This is a genomic window from Microcoleus sp. AT3-A2, assembly GCF_036705685.1.
Taxonomy (GTDB): domain Bacteria; phylum Cyanobacteriota; class Cyanobacteriia; order Cyanobacteriales; family Microcoleaceae; genus Microcoleus.
Window position 1 is genome coordinate 51,245 of the sequence record NZ_JAUBVF010000005.1, and the last position, 17,523, is coordinate 68,767.

General features: G+C 45.3%; 17 protein-coding genes. 7 read left to right on the forward strand and 10 right to left on the reverse strand.

The genetic code is table 11. From position 1 onward, the window contains the following. Nucleotides 1-21 precede the first annotated feature (21 nt). Nucleotides 22-369, reverse strand: a complete 348-nt coding sequence (locus QUB37_RS05070) for a hypothetical protein (RefSeq protein WP_190659999.1) — start codon at nt 367-369, stop codon at nt 22-24. Nucleotides 370-474: 105 nt separating this feature from the next. On the opposite strand from QUB37_RS05070, the gene tmk reads away from it, so the two are divergent. The 4 genes from tmk (at nt 475) to QUB37_RS05090 (ending at nt 4,135) form a co-directional block, all read left to right on the forward strand. Then, nucleotides 475-1,143: a dTMP kinase gene (tmk, locus tag QUB37_RS05075; protein WP_333159720.1), complete on the forward strand. Its 669-nt coding sequence runs from the start codon at nt 475-477 to the stop codon at nt 1,141-1,143. A gap of 131 nt (nt 1,144-1,274) precedes the next feature. Further along, nucleotides 1,275-2,237: a DNA polymerase III subunit delta' gene (locus QUB37_RS05080; RefSeq protein ID WP_333159722.1), complete on the forward strand. Its 963-nt coding sequence runs from the start codon at nt 1,275-1,277 to the stop codon at nt 2,235-2,237. A gap of 39 nt (nt 2,238-2,276) precedes the next feature. Continuing rightward, on the forward strand, nt 2,277-2,750 hold the full coding sequence (gene msrA, locus QUB37_RS05085; protein ID WP_333159724.1) for a peptide-methionine (S)-S-oxide reductase MsrA: 474 nt from the start codon (nt 2,277-2,279) through the stop codon (nt 2,748-2,750). 548 nt (nt 2,751-3,298) lie between these two features. Next, complete coding sequence (locus QUB37_RS05090) at nt 3,299-4,135, forward strand: metallophosphoesterase (RefSeq protein WP_333159726.1); 837 nt, start codon at nt 3,299-3,301, stop codon at nt 4,133-4,135. A gap of 155 nt (nt 4,136-4,290) precedes the next feature. Here QUB37_RS05090 and rppA read toward each other — a convergent pair whose 3' ends face one another. The 3 genes from rppA to QUB37_RS05105 form a co-directional block, all read right to left on the reverse strand. Next, complete coding sequence (gene rppA / locus QUB37_RS05095; protein ID WP_333159728.1) at nt 4,291-4,977, reverse strand: two-component system response regulator RppA; 687 nt, start codon at nt 4,975-4,977, stop codon at nt 4,291-4,293. Nucleotides 4,978-5,029: 52 nt separating this feature from the next. Continuing rightward, a complete protein-coding gene (locus QUB37_RS05100; protein WP_333159730.1) occupies nt 5,030-5,680 on the reverse strand; it encodes a glutathione S-transferase family protein in 651 nt (216 codons plus the stop codon). A gap of 503 nt (nt 5,681-6,183) precedes the next feature. Beyond that, nucleotides 6,184-6,441, reverse strand: a complete 258-nt coding sequence (locus QUB37_RS05105) for a hypothetical protein (protein WP_333159732.1) — start codon at nt 6,439-6,441, stop codon at nt 6,184-6,186. 198 nt (nt 6,442-6,639) lie between these two features. Here QUB37_RS05105 and hisG point away from each other — a divergent pair, with 198 nt between their 5' ends. Beyond that, nucleotides 6,640-7,284, forward strand: coding sequence for an ATP phosphoribosyltransferase (hisG, locus tag QUB37_RS05110; RefSeq protein ID WP_006633153.1), 645 nt, complete (start codon nt 6,640-6,642; stop codon nt 7,282-7,284). A 165-nt stretch (nt 7,285-7,449) separates the two neighbouring features. Here hisG and QUB37_RS05115 read toward each other — a convergent pair whose 3' ends face one another. The 3 genes from QUB37_RS05115 to QUB37_RS05125 all read right to left on the reverse strand — a co-directional run bounded on the left by QUB37_RS05115 (nt 7,450) and on the right by QUB37_RS05125 (nt 12,939). Further along, nucleotides 7,450-8,907, reverse strand: coding sequence for a response regulator (locus QUB37_RS05115; RefSeq protein ID WP_333159734.1), 1,458 nt, complete (start codon nt 8,905-8,907; stop codon nt 7,450-7,452). 226 nt (nt 8,908-9,133) lie between these two features. After that, nucleotides 9,134-11,347, reverse strand: a complete 2,214-nt coding sequence (locus tag QUB37_RS05120; protein ID WP_333159736.1) for an ATP-binding protein — start codon at nt 11,345-11,347, stop codon at nt 9,134-9,136. An 878-nt stretch (nt 11,348-12,225) separates the two neighbouring features. Further along, nucleotides 12,226-12,939, reverse strand: a complete 714-nt coding sequence (locus tag QUB37_RS05125) for a DUF1997 domain-containing protein (RefSeq protein WP_333159738.1) — start codon at nt 12,937-12,939, stop codon at nt 12,226-12,228. 121 nt (nt 12,940-13,060) lie between these two features. Between QUB37_RS05125 and QUB37_RS05130 the strand changes: the two genes are divergently transcribed. Continuing rightward, on the forward strand, nt 13,061-13,720 hold the full coding sequence (locus tag QUB37_RS05130; protein ID WP_333159740.1) for an NAD(P)H-binding protein: 660 nt from the start codon (nt 13,061-13,063) through the stop codon (nt 13,718-13,720). Between the two features lie 322 nt (nt 13,721-14,042). Next, nucleotides 14,043-15,329 (forward strand): glycoside hydrolase family protein, encoded by a 1,287-nt coding sequence (locus QUB37_RS05135; protein WP_333159742.1) that lies wholly within the window; start codon nt 14,043-14,045, stop codon nt 15,327-15,329. A gap of 129 nt (nt 15,330-15,458) precedes the next feature. On the opposite strand, the gene QUB37_RS05140 is transcribed toward QUB37_RS05135, so the two are convergent. The 3 genes from QUB37_RS05140 to QUB37_RS05150 form a co-directional block, all read right to left on the reverse strand. Continuing rightward, on the reverse strand, nt 15,459-15,851 hold the full coding sequence (locus tag QUB37_RS05140; RefSeq protein ID WP_333159744.1) for a hypothetical protein: 393 nt from the start codon (nt 15,849-15,851) through the stop codon (nt 15,459-15,461). Nucleotides 15,852-16,561: 710 nt separating this feature from the next. Further along, complete coding sequence (locus tag QUB37_RS05145) at nt 16,562-16,810, reverse strand: hypothetical protein (RefSeq protein WP_333159746.1); 249 nt, start codon at nt 16,808-16,810, stop codon at nt 16,562-16,564. Between the two features lie 171 nt (nt 16,811-16,981). After that, nucleotides 16,982-17,326 carry a hypothetical protein gene (locus tag QUB37_RS05150; protein ID WP_015174589.1) on the reverse strand — a complete coding sequence of 115 codons (345 nt, stop codon included), beginning with the start codon at nt 17,324-17,326 and terminating at the stop codon, nt 16,982-16,984. Between the last annotated feature and the right edge of the window lie 197 nt (nt 17,327-17,523).

Below are 17,523 nucleotides of genomic sequence, written 5' to 3' on the forward strand. Positions count from 1 at the left end.
CTAAAATCGACTGACTGATGGCTACAGTGCCATACTTTCCAAAAGTCGCCAGTTATTGTTGTTCATAATTGAACGACTCACTAGCTCGAACATTTGACGGCAGTGGTTGTTGGTTTGCAGGGGCAGTTCTTCGTTTTTAATCACGAAGTTCATGCGAACCTCTGAGTCGCTGGCCGTGTTTTTCTCAATTAGGACTTCTGCGGTGACAAGTTTGGCAATCGAAACTTGACCTGGGAGCTCGCGAGCCATGACGGAATCTCCTGTATTGTAGATAATATCAAGATTGCATGACTCTAAAATTTCAATCAGGGATTGACGGAGACGGTCGATCGGAACGGCAACGATAAAAAAACCAGTATAGCGAGCCATAGACAACTCCAGCCGTGAGGCATTTAGACTTTATTATCATACCGAACCTAGAACAGATCCACAGAACAATATAGATTTATTTTATTGAGATGGGAATTTAGGGCAATGAAGGGCAAACTTATCGTGTTTGAGGGGGTTGAAGGTGCGGGTAAAACTACGCAAATGCAGCGCTTGATACAGTTCCTGCAAGCAAGTTGCTTTCTGAGTGTCCGCTTGGTGGCTACTCGCGAACCGGGGGGTACTGAGTTGGGAAGGGGACTACGACATTTGTTGCTGAAACAAGATGGGGGCGAATCAGTATCCGATCGAGCAGAATTACTAATGTACGCTGCCGATCGCGCTCAACACGTCGAAACTTTTCTTAAACCCGAGTTATCTAAGGGAACGATTGTTTTATGCGATCGCTTTACTGACTCTACGATTGCTTATCAGGGCTACGGCCGCGGTCTTAACTTAAATTTAATTAAGCAGTTGAATGAAATTGCCACCGGCGGCTTGGAAAGCGATCTGACTTTGTGGCTGGATATTAATGTGGAGGAGGGTTTGGCGAGGGTAAGGGCTCGGGGAGGGTGCGATCGGATCGAGCAAGCTGATTTGAAGTTTCACCGCCTTGTGCAGCAAGGTTTTGCGGAGTTAGCCGAGGCAAATAAATCTCGAATTGTCCCGATAAATGCCGATCGGCATGAATATGAAGTCGCTCAGGAAATTCAAACTATTGTAACTCGCAGGTTAGAAGCTTGGGGATATTTAAATAATACCAATTCTGAAAAATAGCGCTACATAATCTGTAGGGAAACGGCAATGCCCTGTCCGGCTCCGGCAACTTACAATTTAACATTTTTAACTCTCAACAATTATTTAGCAGTCCGTTAAAACACAATAACATTTTGGTATTATTAACAAACATGAATTATTTTACATCATTAATCGGACAAGAGCGAGCAGTAGAATTGCTAACTCAAGCAGTCGAGCAAAACCGAATTGCTCCTGGTTATTTATTTATCGGCTCTAACGGCATCGGCAAAAGTTTAGCTGCTCAGTCTTTCATCGAGCTTTTATTCTCAGCCAATCTTCCGGAAACCAGACTAATAGCCTCCGTTCAAAATCGCGTGCGGCAGCGAAATCATCCAGACTTACTCTGGGTAGAACCAACTTATATGAACCAAGGCAAACGGCTTACACCAAAGGAAGCAGAGGAAGCCGGTTTAAAGCGGAAAGCACCACCACAAATTCGCTTAGAACAAGTTCGAGAAATCGGTGATTTTCTCAGCCGACCGCCGCTAGAAGCTGCGCGTTCAGTCGTAGTTTTGGAACAAGCAGAAACAATGGGTGAGGGAGCCGCTAACGGCTTATTGAAGACATTGGAAGAACCGGGAAAAGCAGCGCTAATCTTAATTGCTCCAACTGTGGAAACTTTGCTGCCAACTTTGATTTCCCGTTGTCAAAAAATCCAGTTTTCACGACTGAATCCCGAAGCAATGGCACAAGTTTTGCAGCAAGCGGGATTCGCAGAGATTTTGGATCATTCCGAGGTACTGGGCATGGCTCAGGGCAGTCCTGGGGAGGCAATTGCTATTTGGCAGCAACTGCAATCAATACCCGATGATTTGCTGCAAAAGGTGAAGCAGTTGCCTCAAAATCTGCGGTCTGCTTTGGAATTGGCAAAGGAAATTGATAAAACTTTAGATACTGAATCTCAGTTGTGGTTAATCGATTATTTACAACACTGTTATTGGCAGCAATTTTTGGCAGGGGGAATTAGTCGATCGCCCTTAGAGCCCTTGGAAAAAGCACGACAATATTTGCTAAACTACGTACAGCCGCGATTAGTTTGGGAATGCACACTGATGGGAATATGTCAAGCATAACCTAGTGCCAAGTTTGAGCGCAATACGATGAGTAACACGATGGAAAAAGCCACATTTGCCGCCGGTTGTTTTTGGGGAGTTGAACACAAGTTTCGCGCCGTTGCTGGTGTCGTCTCGACTGCTGCAGGCTACACAGGAGGTCACTGGCCGAATCCCTGCTACCTGGATGTTTGTGCTAGAGTCACTGGTCACGCTGAATCTGTGCTGATAGAGTACGATCGATCGCAGGTGAGTTACGAAGCACTGCTAGAAATATTCTGGAACTGTCACGATCCTACCCAAATCAACCGCCAAGGCCCCGACAGAGGCGAACAGTACAGGTCTGTGATTTTTTATCACAATTCCGAACAAGAAAAAGCCGCTCGCGCATCCAAACAAAAATTGCAAACTTCCGGTAAATACGACAAAGATATTGCAACCGAAATAAAACCTGCTGGTGAATTTTATATGGCAGAGGATTACCACCAGCAATATATTGAGAAAAAGCGGCATTCGTCAAAAGTTATTAGTTAAAAAGTAGGCAAACTCGACAAAAAATAAAATATCGTAGGGGCGGATAAGGCAATGATATATACTAGCCGCCAGTTTATTATTAATGCAAAACTCTGCCTCTCCCAAGCCATGTTTATTTCCACCTGCTTAGTAATAAATCATTAGTGATGAGATAGTGTTTGGTAGGGGAAATCCCCCCGTGGTAGGTCGATGCGATGGGGATGCGACACGAATCTAAGCTTTGACAATTGCTAAAAGAATATAGATGCGGGGCGGGGAATGCCACTCTGAAGAAGATCGCGTTTTAAACAGCTTGTTACGCCACTCATAATATTATAAAAATGCTGTAGTAGTTTGGCGCGTAATACCCAAACAATTTTGCAAGAAAGCCTAAATAAAGATTGGGCATTTCTGTCTCAATTTTCTTGAGTAATCCCACTTTTTGCGTCCTGGACTGTAGTCATTAGTCAGATGACAGAAGGAAAAGGGAAGAATATCTAGTTTGGCAGTCTTGCTTGTTTATTTGCTAAGCTAGAGGTGGCGCTCTGTCATCAATAAACTTTAGATTTATGCACAGGTTATTAACTGGGAAACTGCGAATAGAGTATTTAACAATACCAATCGCTAATCTTCCAGCAAATCTATCCGGTACTAAAATTGTACAGCTTACAGACTTTCACTATGACGGGGTGCGACTGTCGGAATGGTTGCTAGAAGAGGCGATTGCAGCAGCCAATGAAGCCGAACCAGACCTGATTTTTTTAACTGGTGACTTTATTAGCTATGACCCCGCACCTATTTACGGCTTAGTGCAGCGATTGAAAAACTTGCAAAGTCGGGTGGGAATTTACGCGGTTTTGGGCAATCATGACCACTACTGGCCGGAGGCAAAAAGAGAGGTTACTAAGGCTTTAAATAGCGTCGGGATTCGGGTTTTGTACAACGAAGCAATCTATCCTTTGGGTTCTGAATTGGCTTTAGTTGGGTTAGCAGATTTTTGGTCGGGCGATTTTGCGCCTAAACCTGTAATGACATCCATAAATCCCGCGATTCCTCGGATTGTCTTGTCTCACAATCCTGATACTGCTGAAAAGCTGCAAAATTGGCGGATTGATTTGCAGTTTTCTGGGCACACTCACGGTGGTCAAATTGTTATTCCTGGTATCGGCCCTTTGTACGCTTGGGTCAGAAAAATTGGCTATTTGATTCCTAAACGAATCCGAAAGTTCATTCCTTTTATGTCGGCTTGGGATCGAGTAGTTACTCACTGGGAATGGGCTAGCGGTTTGCATCAGGTTGGGAGTAATTTGCTGTACGTAAATCGGGGTTTGGGAACTTATTCGCCGGGGAGGCTATTTTGTCCGCCGGAGGTGACAGTAATTACTTTGGTTTGTCAAGATACGTAAAGGCTGTTTAGGGTGCACACTTTCCCGATAATAGATAATATAGCCGAAGGAAAAAGGAAGTTCGGCAACGGATTCGCTCGACGGATGTAACGGATGTCATGGATGTCAGTCCGATGGAAGAGAAAAGAGGGATTTTTGTACAATTGCTATTATTTTTAATTTGCTTCTCCAAAACGATAGCCTCTGCCGTAGACTGTGTGAATTAGCACAGATTCGCCAGGGGCTTCTATTTTGCGGCGCAGCAGGCGAATTTGAGCGGCTAATACATTGCTGCTGGGTTTTTCGGCTTCACTCCACAAATACTGGTGGATTTGTTCGTGTGTTAGCAATTGACCGGTATGGCGCATTAAGTATTCTAATAACTGACATTCTTTTTCTGATAAGTCAATTGTACGATCGCCCCGATAAGCTAATTGATTGTCGTAGTCTAGCTGTAAATCTCCAACTTGCAGCCGGCCGACAGCAACCTCGGCATCAAAAGTAGGAGGCCGCCGCAGCAATGCGCGGACTCTGGCTAGCAGTTCTCGCAGTTCAAAAGGTTTGACTAAATAGTCGTCTGCACCGGCGTCGAGTCCTTGTACGCGATCGTCTACGGTATCTTTGGCGGTGAGAAATAGCACTGGCGTATTCCTTCCTTGCGATCGCAAATTCTGGCAAATTGCCAGTCCGGTTTGTCTCGGCAGCATCCAATCCAAAATTAGCAAATCGTAATTGCCCTGCATGGCTAAATTGCTGCCACTTTCTCCGTCAAATGCCACATCAACTGTATAACCTTCGCGGCTTAAGACTCGACTCAAAGGGTCAGTCAACTCAACTTCATCATCAACTAAAAGAATCCGCATCCTGATTTCAAATTTGAGATTTGAGATTTTAGGTTAAGTAAACTGATTTTTGCTAGATTTTAATGTGTGGAATACTTTCCGTTTCGCTGCAAGCTGCTGCTAGCCATTCCTGGATTGCAGGCAAGGCAAAAATCGCATCCGCATAAGCTTTTGCTACTGAATCTAATTTGACTCCGTAGGTGATAAAACGCATGACAACGGGGGCAAACATAGCGTCAACAATTGTGAATTTTCCGAATAGCATATTGCCGCCTGTTCCGAATTTTTGGCGGCATTCGCGCCAAATGGCAAAGATGCGATGAATCTCTGCTTCTACACCGGGAGTCATCCCTTCTCCCGGATAGCGGTTGCGGCAGTCCATCGGCATATTGTCGCGCAAATTTTGGAACCCCGCGTGCATTTCGGCGCAGATGGAACGGGCGATCGCCCGTTGGGCTACATCTGTCGGCCACAAATCATTTGCAAAGCGTTCTGCAACGTATTCGCAAATTGCTAAAGATTCCCACACTTTCAGATCGCCGTCGATTAAAACTGGCACTTTTCCCGAAGGAGAATAGCGCCGAATTTCTTCATGCGTTGTCGGCCAGTCTAAGGGGATTCTCACCTCGGCAAATTCCAGTCCAGCTTGTTTCATCGCCAGCCAAGCGCGCAGCGACCAAGAGGAATAATTTTTGTTGCCGATTACCAGAGTCAATTTGGTCATAATGTAGCTGTCAGCTATTTCCGATCGCCCGTGCAATTTTAAGTTTTAGAGTTGAATATACAAAGGCGTGACACACAATGGCGATCAGGCGATCGGCCCGTTTTCTGCACCAGCCTCTGCAAGCATTTTACCAAAAAATTGGGTCTAAAGCCCCGTCCTTCTAGGACGACTTTTTATTCTTGGTCGTGATAATATTGTAATGTGGCTAGGGTATTCAACCACATTAAAAACCCAGTCGCTGGAAGGCAACGCACCTTGAAAACTGAAGTTATGGGCTTGGGCGCAGAAAAGCTTGCGCGGGTAAAAACTTCGAGCAACAAGTACGCCTAGAAACCAGTATTTTGGGTTTTGAATTGTACCGTGGGGCACACGGGAACAAGACTCTGCAATGAGTCGAAAGCTTGAGGACAGAACCATCTTGCGGTAAGTACAGGAAGCTGTACTTATTAAGTGGACTGAATGATACAAGAATCTCTGCCCTTCTAGGGCGGAGAGTTGTCAAATTAACAGCCTCCCAGCGTTCCGCGTTTTTCTGCAAACTTCGATCGGGGGGCTTGATCGAACACGCTTGATTCCACATGGAACGAGAAGCCTCTGTCTCTGGGAACCCTGGCCTGGTTAGCGCTAGGTACAGCTACTGTATAGTCCATTTCCTCCCTCTCTACACCACCGCCTGAGAGGATTTCATCTACTGTAATCTTTTTCAGGGAATCCGGGTCTACACTGTGAAAATTTCCGTCAAATTCTTGATTGTTTTCCATACCGACCGCCATTGAAAAACGTGACGAAATAAAAACTTACTAAATATAATATATACCCAAACAAAGGATCGAGCAATACCCGAAATTTATTTTTCGCTATAAACTCTATGTGTTATTCTGAGTTTGGTAAAAGCTGTTTATGCTTAGATCGCGATCGCCCCTTTCCCAAATTGAGAAATTTACACTCTAAAAATTGACATGATTACTGTTGCACTTCCCAAAGGCGGATTGTTAGGAGATAGCATTCGGCTGTTTAAATCGGTTGGATTAGACTTCAGTGCTTTTCTCGATTCCTCTAACCGACAACTTCAAATTTATGACCCCACAGGCACTGCCAAAGCTTTGCTAGTAAGGACGCACGACGTGCCGGTTTATGTGGAATACGGTCAAGCGGATTTGGGGATTGCTGGCTATGATGTTTTGCGGGAAAAAAAGCCGAAAGTTGCCAATTTAATTGATTTAAAATTTGGCAAGTGTCGGCTGTCGGTGGCGGTGAAGGAATCTAGTTCTTATCGACGAACTGTGGATTTACCTCCTCACGGTAGAGTTGCTTCTAAGTTCGTACACTGTGCAAGGGAATATTTTCACAATTTGAATTTGCCGGTGGAAATTGTGCCGCTTTACGGTTCTGTGGAGTTGGGGCCTATTACTGGTATGTCGGAGGCAATTGTTGATTTGGTTTCGACTGGCAAAACTTTGCGAGAAAATGGTTTGGTGGAAATTGATGTTTTGTTTGAAAGTTCGGCTTATTTGATCGGTCATCCTCTGAGTTACCGTTTGAATACGGGGGGGGTGAATGAGTTGATCGGGAAGTTGAGAGAGCAAGTTTTGACCACTGTTTGATGCTAATTCCAATTAGAGTAGAGTTATTGCATAAATCTTTCATTGATAGGGAAAGCACTGACGCAACGTAGATGCAATGGAGGATAGTTAGCGACTTTTTCCAGAGTTCTAAACTATTGTGGGGAGTAGGGGTTGGGCTTATAGCCCGCCCTAAAAGTTAAATGTTTATGAACTGCTATTTGCAGGTAGAAAACCTAGTTTTTCCTGGCAGCGATTTATATAAAAACGGACAACTGTATCCGCAGGGTTTTGTTCGATTAGTTGCTGAAAATATCCCAAGGCCGCGACAAATCTTTCGGATTGCCATCCTTGAATTCCTTTGTCAAATAAACCCTGGGTAAGCTGCTTTGCCTCCGAGTCTGGACAGGAGGCGCTCCAGATTTCGTAGATTTCAATAGCTTGCTGCTTGCCGCGCGGGGTTACTCGATCGATCCAGCGATAGTAATAATTGTTGCTGGGCAAATGGCTGTCAGCAGCAGTCGCCCCAGAAGTAGAAATCATACTATCCTGTGTTTCCACTTCTAAGTCGCACTTTAATAATAGACTTTCTTTCGAGTGGGAGTTGGAACTTATGCCATTTAGAAATTCTCTCGCATGAACAATGGCATTTTCGCTAACAATAATTTGGCAGCCGTATATTTTAGTTAAATTTTCTAACCGAGAAGCTGTATTTACCACATCGCCGATAACTGTAGAGTCCATGCGGCGATCGGAACCTAAAGTGCCGATCATGCCGATACCTGTGTTAATTCCCGTACCAATATTGACTGGAGATTCTAAATTGTATTTGTGGCGACTGGCATTAAATTCTTGCAAAGTTTCTTGCATTGCTACTGCGGCTTCGATCGCATCCATAGCGTGAGAATTCGGCTTGTCAAATACTGCCATGATTGCATCGCCTAGGTATTTGTCAATAAACCCGCCGTGAGACGTGATGCACTCGTTCATTTTAGTAAAAAAAGCGTTCAACCATTCAAAAGTCTCGCGAGCTTGTTGAGATTCGGCGATCGTAGTAAACCCGCGAATGTCACAAAATAAAACAGTCAGCTCTTCTTCTGTGACATTGCCCAACTGAATAGATTCTATTCCTTGCGGCGCAATTCGTTCGAGAAGTTGCTCAGGCACAAATAGCTGAAATTTTTCTGAAAGATATTCGTTGGCTTCCCAAGCTGCGGCGATTTGGCGTTTGCTTTGCTCTTTTACCTGCTGGTGGAATTGGGAAGATACAGCTTGCGATCGCATTTGACTCAACTGCAAAATATTTTCAACTTTGGCCAGCAACAAACGACTGTTAAAAGGCTTTGTCAAATAATCATCTGCCATCATTTCTAACCCTTTGATGCGAGAGGTATCGTCATCGAGGGCAGTTAAAAAAATTACCGGTACAGTTTGCAATGCCGTATCCTTCCGCAGGATCTCGCACACATCAAAGCCGTCCATCTCCGGCATCATAATATCTAATAAAATTAAATCAGGTCGAGAGGCGCGGGCGAGGGAGAGCGCTTCATCGCCAGATAGTGCTGATACTGTAGCGTATCCTTTCATGAGCAATAACTCTTCCAGTAAAGTCAGATTAGCTGGCTCGTCATCAACCAACATGATGCAGGGCGACTTGTTTGACATGGAATATGATATAATATATCGAATTTAGCTCGGCAGTTGCGCGTGAGGAAGCTCGAAAACTGGTTGATTTGTATATTTCTCCTTACTAAACTCGATATTTTTCGTAGGAACAGGCTTTCGGAGGCAAGTGCGGGCAAGTCATATAGATATTTATCTACTATTGAGTTTAACCTTTGTTGTTATCAATTATCATAAATGGCAGTGCTGGAACTGCAAATAATTATTGTTAGCCGAGAAAAGAACGGACAGTAGCGATCGCCAAATTCAAATCCAGTGGCTTGCTCAAATAAGCAGAAGCGCCAGCTTCCAAACATCGCTCACTGTCACCGGGCATCGCCATCGCTGTCACGGCAATCATCGGTATCGAGTCCCAGACAGGATCTGCTTTAACTCGGCGCATCAACTCAAAGCCGTCAACATCCGGCAACTGAATGTCCATCAAAATCAAATCCGGCAGCAACTCCGGGGCCGCAGAGGCGGCGAGAATACGATCGGCCATAGCCTTCCCATCCGCGAGTATCTCTACCCCGTACCCCTCCAATTCCATCACCTCAGAAATTAACATTTGATTAAAAGGCTGGTCTTCGACAACCAAAATCCGCTTCCTGGCAATTGGTAAAGCAATCGCAGAAGCAGGAACTAACTTGGTATCCAAAGCACAAGAAGCAAAGTTTCCCAACTGTTGACGCATCTCCGTCAAAGGCAGCCAAACGCGGAAAAGACTTCCCTGATCGCAAACAGATTGAAAAGAAACAGTTCCCCCGTGCAATTCTGCCAGACGCTTAGTCAAAGCCAAACCCAAACCTGTACCTTCGTGGCGCCGAGTCAGGGAAGAATCCACCTGTTGAAAAGGTCGAAATAGCAAGTGCCAGCGGTCTTGAGGAATGCCGATGCCGGAGTCTTTCACCTCTAAACACAAATAAGGAGTGCTGGCATTTACAGGAGAACAATCCGGCCGGTAGTCGCCGTCTATTTCGCTGCCGTAGGCCAGACGCCCGCTGAGTTTAACTTGTCCCTGTTCGGGGGTAAATTTGATGGCATTGGAAAGTAAATTAATTACAATTTGTCGAACTCGCCGTTCGTCGAGCCAAACTTTAGTAATGCGGTAGTCGAGTTCTAAAGACAAACCAATTCGCTTTTTCTCGGCCCGTAGCTGCATCATTTTCAGACATTCTGTAGCGAGTTCTTGAACGCGAACAGGCTGTAAATTTAGTTCTACTTTCCCCGCTTCTATTTTAGAAAGATCGAGAATATCGTTGATTAGCTGCAACAAGTGCTGGCCGCTTTTTTCGATCAGATCTACATAGTTGATTTGTCGATCGCTCAACTGTCCGGCCGTTTGCCGCAGCAGCAAGTCAGAAAAGCCGAGAATGCTGTTGAGAGGCGTCCGCAATTCGTGGGACATTGACGCTAAAAACTCAGATTTCAACTGAGAAGAATACTCTAATTCTTCATTAACTTGGCGCAGGTTCTCTTGTGTCTGAGCCCGCTCGATCGCCGCCCCCAGAGTCCGGCAAGCAGCCTCCAGCACTTCTTGGTGGAGGGCGGTTTGTAGTTTTTTGACGTTGCGGGACTCCAGCGTCAGTACGCCGATGATCGTGCCGTTGGTAGCTGCGATCGGAAAAATACCCAGTTGTCCAATTCCCGGATGCCGAAATTCCGGCACGGCATGGGGATGTTGGGCATAATCCTCGACAAACACAGGTTTACCAGTTTTCACCACTTCCCACAGCAAACCGATACCGTAGGGAATGCCCTTGTCGAGCAATTCTTGCATTCCTGCGACTACAGGTTCCCCGTAAGTAGCCAAAAATTGACTAGAAACTTGGTTGCAAATCCCCGACGCTTGCCGATCGTTTCCCTTGCCATTAATCACCTTGACATCTCCGAAAGCTGCATTCATTGCCTCTACTAAATAGGTGAGGGCAAACTGACCTATTTCTTGCAAACTGTCAGATTTTTGCAGACGTTCGGTTAAACCTAAAAGAAACCTCAGCCGCCTGACTTCTGCGTTCAAGCTAGCTTGGGAGTTTTGGTATACCGTAACATCTCGAAATGTAAACAGCCGTCCGCCGCTGTTGGTAATCGTGGCGCACACCTCCAAACAAACCGCATTGGATTGCTCGAAATAAAATGATAAACTTTCATCCTGAGATTTTTCGAGTGCTTGCTGAAACTCTTGCCACTGCTGAACAGACAAGTAACCCCGATCGACAATTTCCGCAAACAGCAAGTGGCACTTCGGCTTTGTTTCCAGCCATTCTGGGGAGAGTTGCCAGATTCCAGCCAATTTTTTGTTAAACAAAACTAAGCAGTCAGACGAGTCGAACAGAGCGATCGCATTGTCTACTTGGTTGAGAATCAGTTCTTGGTCTGCCCTCAACTGGTGCAAGTCTCTCTCCATTTTCTCTGTGTGTGTACCTCTTAGTTTCGTTGTCATAACTTTCTAGGGATATGGCAAGAGTTCTTTGATAACTCTTCACTTAATGTTACATAATTTTACGTTTTTGGCAGTGAGGGGGATCGATCGGCTTTGTGATCTGAGACACTTGCTAGTTTCCGATGGCGATCGGAGCCACCTTTGAACTGCGTCGGCTACATTGCTTAATCATGAGGAAATAAGGGGGGGAAAGCATTATAACAGAAGGAGAATCTTTTAATAATAATGCTGTCGAACTTGATGGCATCTGACTTGAAACTATTGTGTCCAACCCTGTGGTAAATTGACCCATCATAATAAAAATTAATTCCACTGATAAGAAATCAGTATGTAGCAATCTTAAATAATTTGTGAATTTCCTACGGACTCCCAGCGGGTTCGGGGAGGGTTGGGGTGGGGTGAAAAATTTACGACTCCTGCAAGGATTGCTATATGTCAAATGCAATCATCACCTTACCCTTAAATTTGATTAGCAATAACTTGATGATTGGGATTAACTGCTCAAGCAAGTGTTGAATTCAAAAACATAGGCATAAGGCACGCCCTAAGCACCCGGAGACAGTGATATCAGTTTCAAAAAAGCAACTGTAGGCTCGTGTTCCCAACCCATACACAATCAGTTATTCCCCATAATTTAATCTAAACTTGTGCGACTGAGCGCTCACGCCGAAGTCTAAAATCTAAAATGGTATGAGTTATTACGATCGCACTTATGAGTAAGGTGTGCAGTGCACACCCTACAAATGTGAGTTAAGCTAATCCGCATTTAAATGGCAGAGTAAAATAAATCTTTACTCTTGTGGGGAGTAGGGGTTGGGCAGGAACTCCCGCACTTAACATACAATTTAAATGCACAACAGCTTAGAGCCTAAGTATTGTTAATGTTTCTTAGGATTTTTCGGAAAAGGAATGCCCAAACTTTCGTGAAAAACAACCTGAGTTTTATAAGTCAAGCGCCGGTTAACTTGTTTGATAATTTTTTCCAAAAGCGCATCGCCGGTTTTTTCTATTAAAGGTTGAGACATCGATCGAATAAACTTGGGAAAGCAAACTCCCACAGCCAAATCCAGCTTCCAGGTAGCGCTGGTAATCGCAGGCGGCAGTTTAGCACGTTCCGAGCTCGGCCAATCGGCGGCAAACTCCTGAGACGGTATCTCCACTAGCTTCATTGCCGATCGAAAATCCACTTCATACCCAGGCGAGGTATAATTCGGAACCGGAATAGTCTTAATCAAATAGCAGCCTTCAGCGTCAGGTGGCAGCAACTCTAAACCAATTCTCGCCTCAACGCGGTAGCCGAAAGCCCCAAAACGCCCGATTAATAAATCATAGCCGTTTTCGCCGATCGGCTCGGCCTTCATCGGCGAAGCGCACTGGCAAAACCAAGTCTTGTGGTTGTTCAAATGCTTCGCCACCGTCTCCGCATCGGCGTACATCTCCATGCTGTCTTCAAAATGCGTGTGAAACCAAATCGGCTCAACTTCCTCTCCTGCATCCGCGCTGCCACTTTCGGGCTGTTGGAAACTCGCATCTGGGTAGTAATTTTCGTCAGAAGCTTCAACTGTTTGATATTCAGCGGAATCCTGCTTCATATTATGCTCTCCTGTTATACACGCCAATCAATCTGGTTGGGGATGTGTTAAGGGAGTTTCCTCCCTACAATTGAGAAATTGATAGTAACAAAACTTACCCTAGTTCAGCATAACTCGACATATGAAAGCATTTGTAGCAGGAGCCACAGGTCAGACTGGCCGCCGCATCGTCGCAGAATTGGTCAAGCGAGGTATTCCCGTGCGCGCCTTAGTCCGAAATCTAGACACAGCTAGACAAATTTTACCACCGGAGGCTGAGTTAGTGATCGGGGATGTATTAAATGCGACTTCCCTGGGCGATGCGATCGGCGATAGTACGGTATTGCTGTGCGCGACAGGGGCGGCCCCTGGTTTTGACCCGACAGCGCCTTACAAGGTGGATTTTGAAGGTACTAAAAATTTGGTGGATGCAGCCAAGGCTAAGGGAATTGAGCATTTTGTGCTTGTGACTTCTCTGTGTGTCTCTCAGTTTTTTCACCCGCTGAATTTGTTCTGGTTGATTCTGGTTTGGAAAAAGCAAGCCGAGGAGTATTTGCAAAAAAGCGGCCTAACTTATACGATCGTCCGTCCGGGCGGTCTCAAAAATGAGGATAATTCAGATGCGATCGTCATGACTGGTGCCGACAAAATGTTTGAGAGCAGCATTCCCCGCACTAAGGTAGCCCAAGTGTGCGTGGAGGCGCTGTTTCAGCCGACTTCTCGCAACAAGGTTGTGGAAATTGTGGCGAAGTCGGAGGCTCCGCAAAAGAGTTTTGAGGAGTTGTTTGCCAGTGTGATTTGATTGAATTAGGCTCGCTTGGGTTCGGTGCGTCAGACAAAAAACAATTTGATTTGGATCGGAGATGTTGCACCATTGTCAAGAACAGGCTGTCCGGCCTGTTCCACAAAAAGTGCATTTTCTTGTGGGGAGTAGGGGTTGGGCAGGAGAGGCCGCCCAAAAAAGGCTTATCCTGCCCGCCCAAAAAAGGCTTATCGAGAATGGTGCAAGATGTGATTTGGGTCAAAGATTGGGGCTGACGCAGCCTACAACAATTTTCCGATCGCCAAATCTGGCAAAATCTTAATAGTTTTACGATTCGCCGTTGAAATTTCCCTCTCTCAGCATGAAAACTCTCAAGTGGCCAGCTTGGCTCCCCTATCCGATTTCGTGGTTAAGGGCATTTGCTCTCGCTCAGAGTTTTAGTTTTGTCCTTCGCAGGGGCATTCCTTTTATCAGCGACAATATCGGCTTTCTGACTCTACTGCTGGCGGCTTGGCTGATTCAGTTGCCTGTGTTTTTTGTGTTTCACTTGTTCGCCGTCAAAATCTTAAATCCCTTACTAATTATGCTGCCGGGGCGCTTTCGCGTTGCGCGCAAGTTCAAGCGCAGGCACATTGGTATTCGATCGCACTTGCGAGAAGGCTTGAATGCTGTTGTAGTGATTTTTTTTGCATTTAATCTGTCGTTGTTGGTGCAACTTGCGATTTTTTATTGGCCAGCGCGATCGATCGATCCGGCCCAGTTACTAACAGGAATATCTACTCTGACAAATGTTGCCGTAGCCGGTGAATTAGATTTCTGGCTGATTAAATTGGCGGGGGTTTTATCGAGTTTAACGCTGGTAGCCGCGCCGCTATATCAATACGATTTTCGGGTGCGCCGGATGCGGGTGGCTCGAAAATGGGTTGAAATTTCGGAAATGGAAATGAGTTGGCTAGAAGCTGAGAAATTGAGCCATCGCAAAAGAGGTTTGCTGAGGCGATCGGAGATTCAAATCCTCGGATTTATACTTTTAATCGGCGCTGTGATTGGCGGCGGTGTTTTTTTGGTTGACAGTTTGCGGGGAAATCAGCAGTTGTCGCAGTCGGTAAGCGGGGTGGGAAAATTCCCGCCGCTGGCTATTAAAACCGGCGATCCTTACATTCGGGCGTTGATGCGTACTATTTCTGCTAGCGAGTCGAATGTTTCTCGCCCTTATCACGTTGTTTACGGTGGCAAATATATATTAGATTTGAGCCGCCATCCTGACTGGTGCGTGAAGATTGTTAATGGCCCGAATCGAGGCAGGTGTACTACCGCTGCGGGCAGGTATCAATTTCTAACTACGACTTGGAAGGAGAAGGCTAAGCGCTATCAGGCGCGTCGTGCTAATTTTTTATTCTGGGAAGATTACAGTTTTGAACCAGAAGATCAGGATGCTGTGGTTTATGCTTGGTTGAGCGATCGCAAGTTTTGGAAAGCTGATATTCCTGAGATGTTGCGGCAGGAAAGATTAACTGAGGTATTGCGGATGCTTTCGGGAACTTGGACGAGTTTGGGATATGGAATTGAGAACAACTCTATGAGTTCTCGTTTGCCGAAAGTATACCGGGAAATGCTGCGGGAAGAATTGGAAAATGCTGGTTCTTAGGGAGTTAAATGTTGACTGTTGACTGTTGACTGTTGACTGTTGACTGTTGACTGTTGACTGTTAACGAATGTCATTGGTTATTAACAAGCCAAAGCGATTAAGAAATAATCACTAAGAAGTAACCAATAACTATTCCTTCAATTCGGGTAAAAATGCTGTCAAACATTTGTACAATTCTAATCCTGGCCCTGCTTGCAGGGGATAAAGCCTGTCGAAATCAATGGGGTTTCCCGGTGCTAATTTCCACTCGGTTTGCTGTGCGGTTTTTGGGGAAATTTCGATCGCTATCGTGATGTTAATAATGTTGTTTTGCTGGGGGATGCCCCGGAAGCAGTAACTTTTGCCCGTGCGTTTGTCTGAATCGCTGCCGGTGATGTATCTGTCTTGTTTGCGAAACTGGATTTCTCTGAAAGGTCGATCGATTGCAAAGGAGTCTCGGTAGCGGTAGTCTCCGTCGCGCAAGCTTTCGACAGTCGGCCTGATTTGAGTTATGACTGTTGCTGGATTAAGAGTTAGCATCATTGATCCACGTTCCTCCTATAAAATTGGTGATTTTGCTGCCTGGTGGCTGAGTCGCTGTGGGCGATCGGCTGAAACAGGATGAGCCTGTAACAAATTAATAAGAGTTATTATGCAGTTTTACTTGATCCCTGCCTCTGGTAAATAATTATTTCATAGTTTTCTCTCTGTTACCTATCTGAGTAATAATAAAAATATTGAGCCAAGCCCTGAGAAACTTTACGAACCCATATCTAGGGATTAATTGAGGATACTGCTATGTTGTGCGTGACGCGAGAAACAAAAAGTTTAGGGCGGGTTGAAACCGGAAATTTTCAACGGCGAGGGTCTTTCACCTCTGCGTCTAAAAGTACCCGTATTCTCCGATCGCGAGTTTACAAAGATGAGGCTCTGGTGTCGGCCGTGCTAGCGGGACTGCCAGCTCTTTTGGCATCCCTCGAAAGCTTTCGCGAGCAGTAGAACTTGGCATTTTCTATTGCTATATATCGCGCGTGGATGTTTGTGATAGAGGCTGCCAAATGAGCAGGGGCTGTTTTGATTTCACCTACCATCTTCCTCGATTTGAGTATAGTTTTGCTGTACTAAACTCTTCCGAGACGCAGAAACCGGGTTGTTTATACAAAGACATTTTTACAGCCCTTTGTTATGTATAAAAAATGGTATAAAAACCCGGTTTCCTGGTTGGTGTCCTTAAGTGTTGTGTTAAAAAAAAATTATTTTTCAGTGTCGTCGGGTGCGATCGATGCCTCTACCTCTTGGGAAGAACGGCTTAACATAGAGTCGTGCAGGTGTTCGTTGTGCTGCCTTTCTTGAGCCATTAATTCTCTGGCTTTTTCTTCAGCAATTCCCTCCCCATGTGTTTCTAGCTCGTGGGAGGAACGATTGAGCATAGATTCGTGCAAGTGTTCGCTATGCTGCCTTTCTCGTGCAATTAGTTGTCTAGCTTTTTCTTCGGCGTTCATGGTAGTCTCTCCAAGTGTTTGTGAGAACTGATTCTTATATTAAGATGCCACAATTCGAGGGTAAATGTAGCAAGATTAACATAAAATTTTACAAATAATTGTAGAAAAAAATGTAGAAGAAAAATTAAGTTTGCTGGCGGTGGGTATCGGGATCGGTGGTTGCCGAGCTAATTATTGCCAGACGCCGGAAAAGATATTCTTGACTGCGATCGCAATTCGATTTAAGTCTTCCTTCAGCAGCGGTGGCCAAGAAACTCCTCTGCGGAGTCCAGCTTCAAATTGCTGCAAACCTTCTACTGACAGTAAATGCAGTGCCGAGATTAATTGTCGATCGAGCATTGGAGATTCTTGCAGGCCTTCAAACAATATTTTTAAAGCTAATAAAATCGATGTCACCTGTCCGGGTACGGGCGGTTGACCTTGTTTGAGACGCATCAGGAAGGCGTCGGGATTTTTCTTTGTTTCCAGGGCTGTTCCTTGGTCGATCAGAAAACTGCGGGCTGTTTTGTAATCCATTTGACGTGCGATCGATCTCCTGCAATTAATTAGCTGGCATTATATCACTTTTTGTCGCGCTCAATTTGGTAATATATTTCCATACAGCCTACACTACAGCTACTGGTGAGGTGCGCCCATAAGCACGCTACAGCTACTGATTAGAGGCGTAGCATTCATCCCACAGTCGCCTTGAGCGAAGTGAAACGGACAGGGAA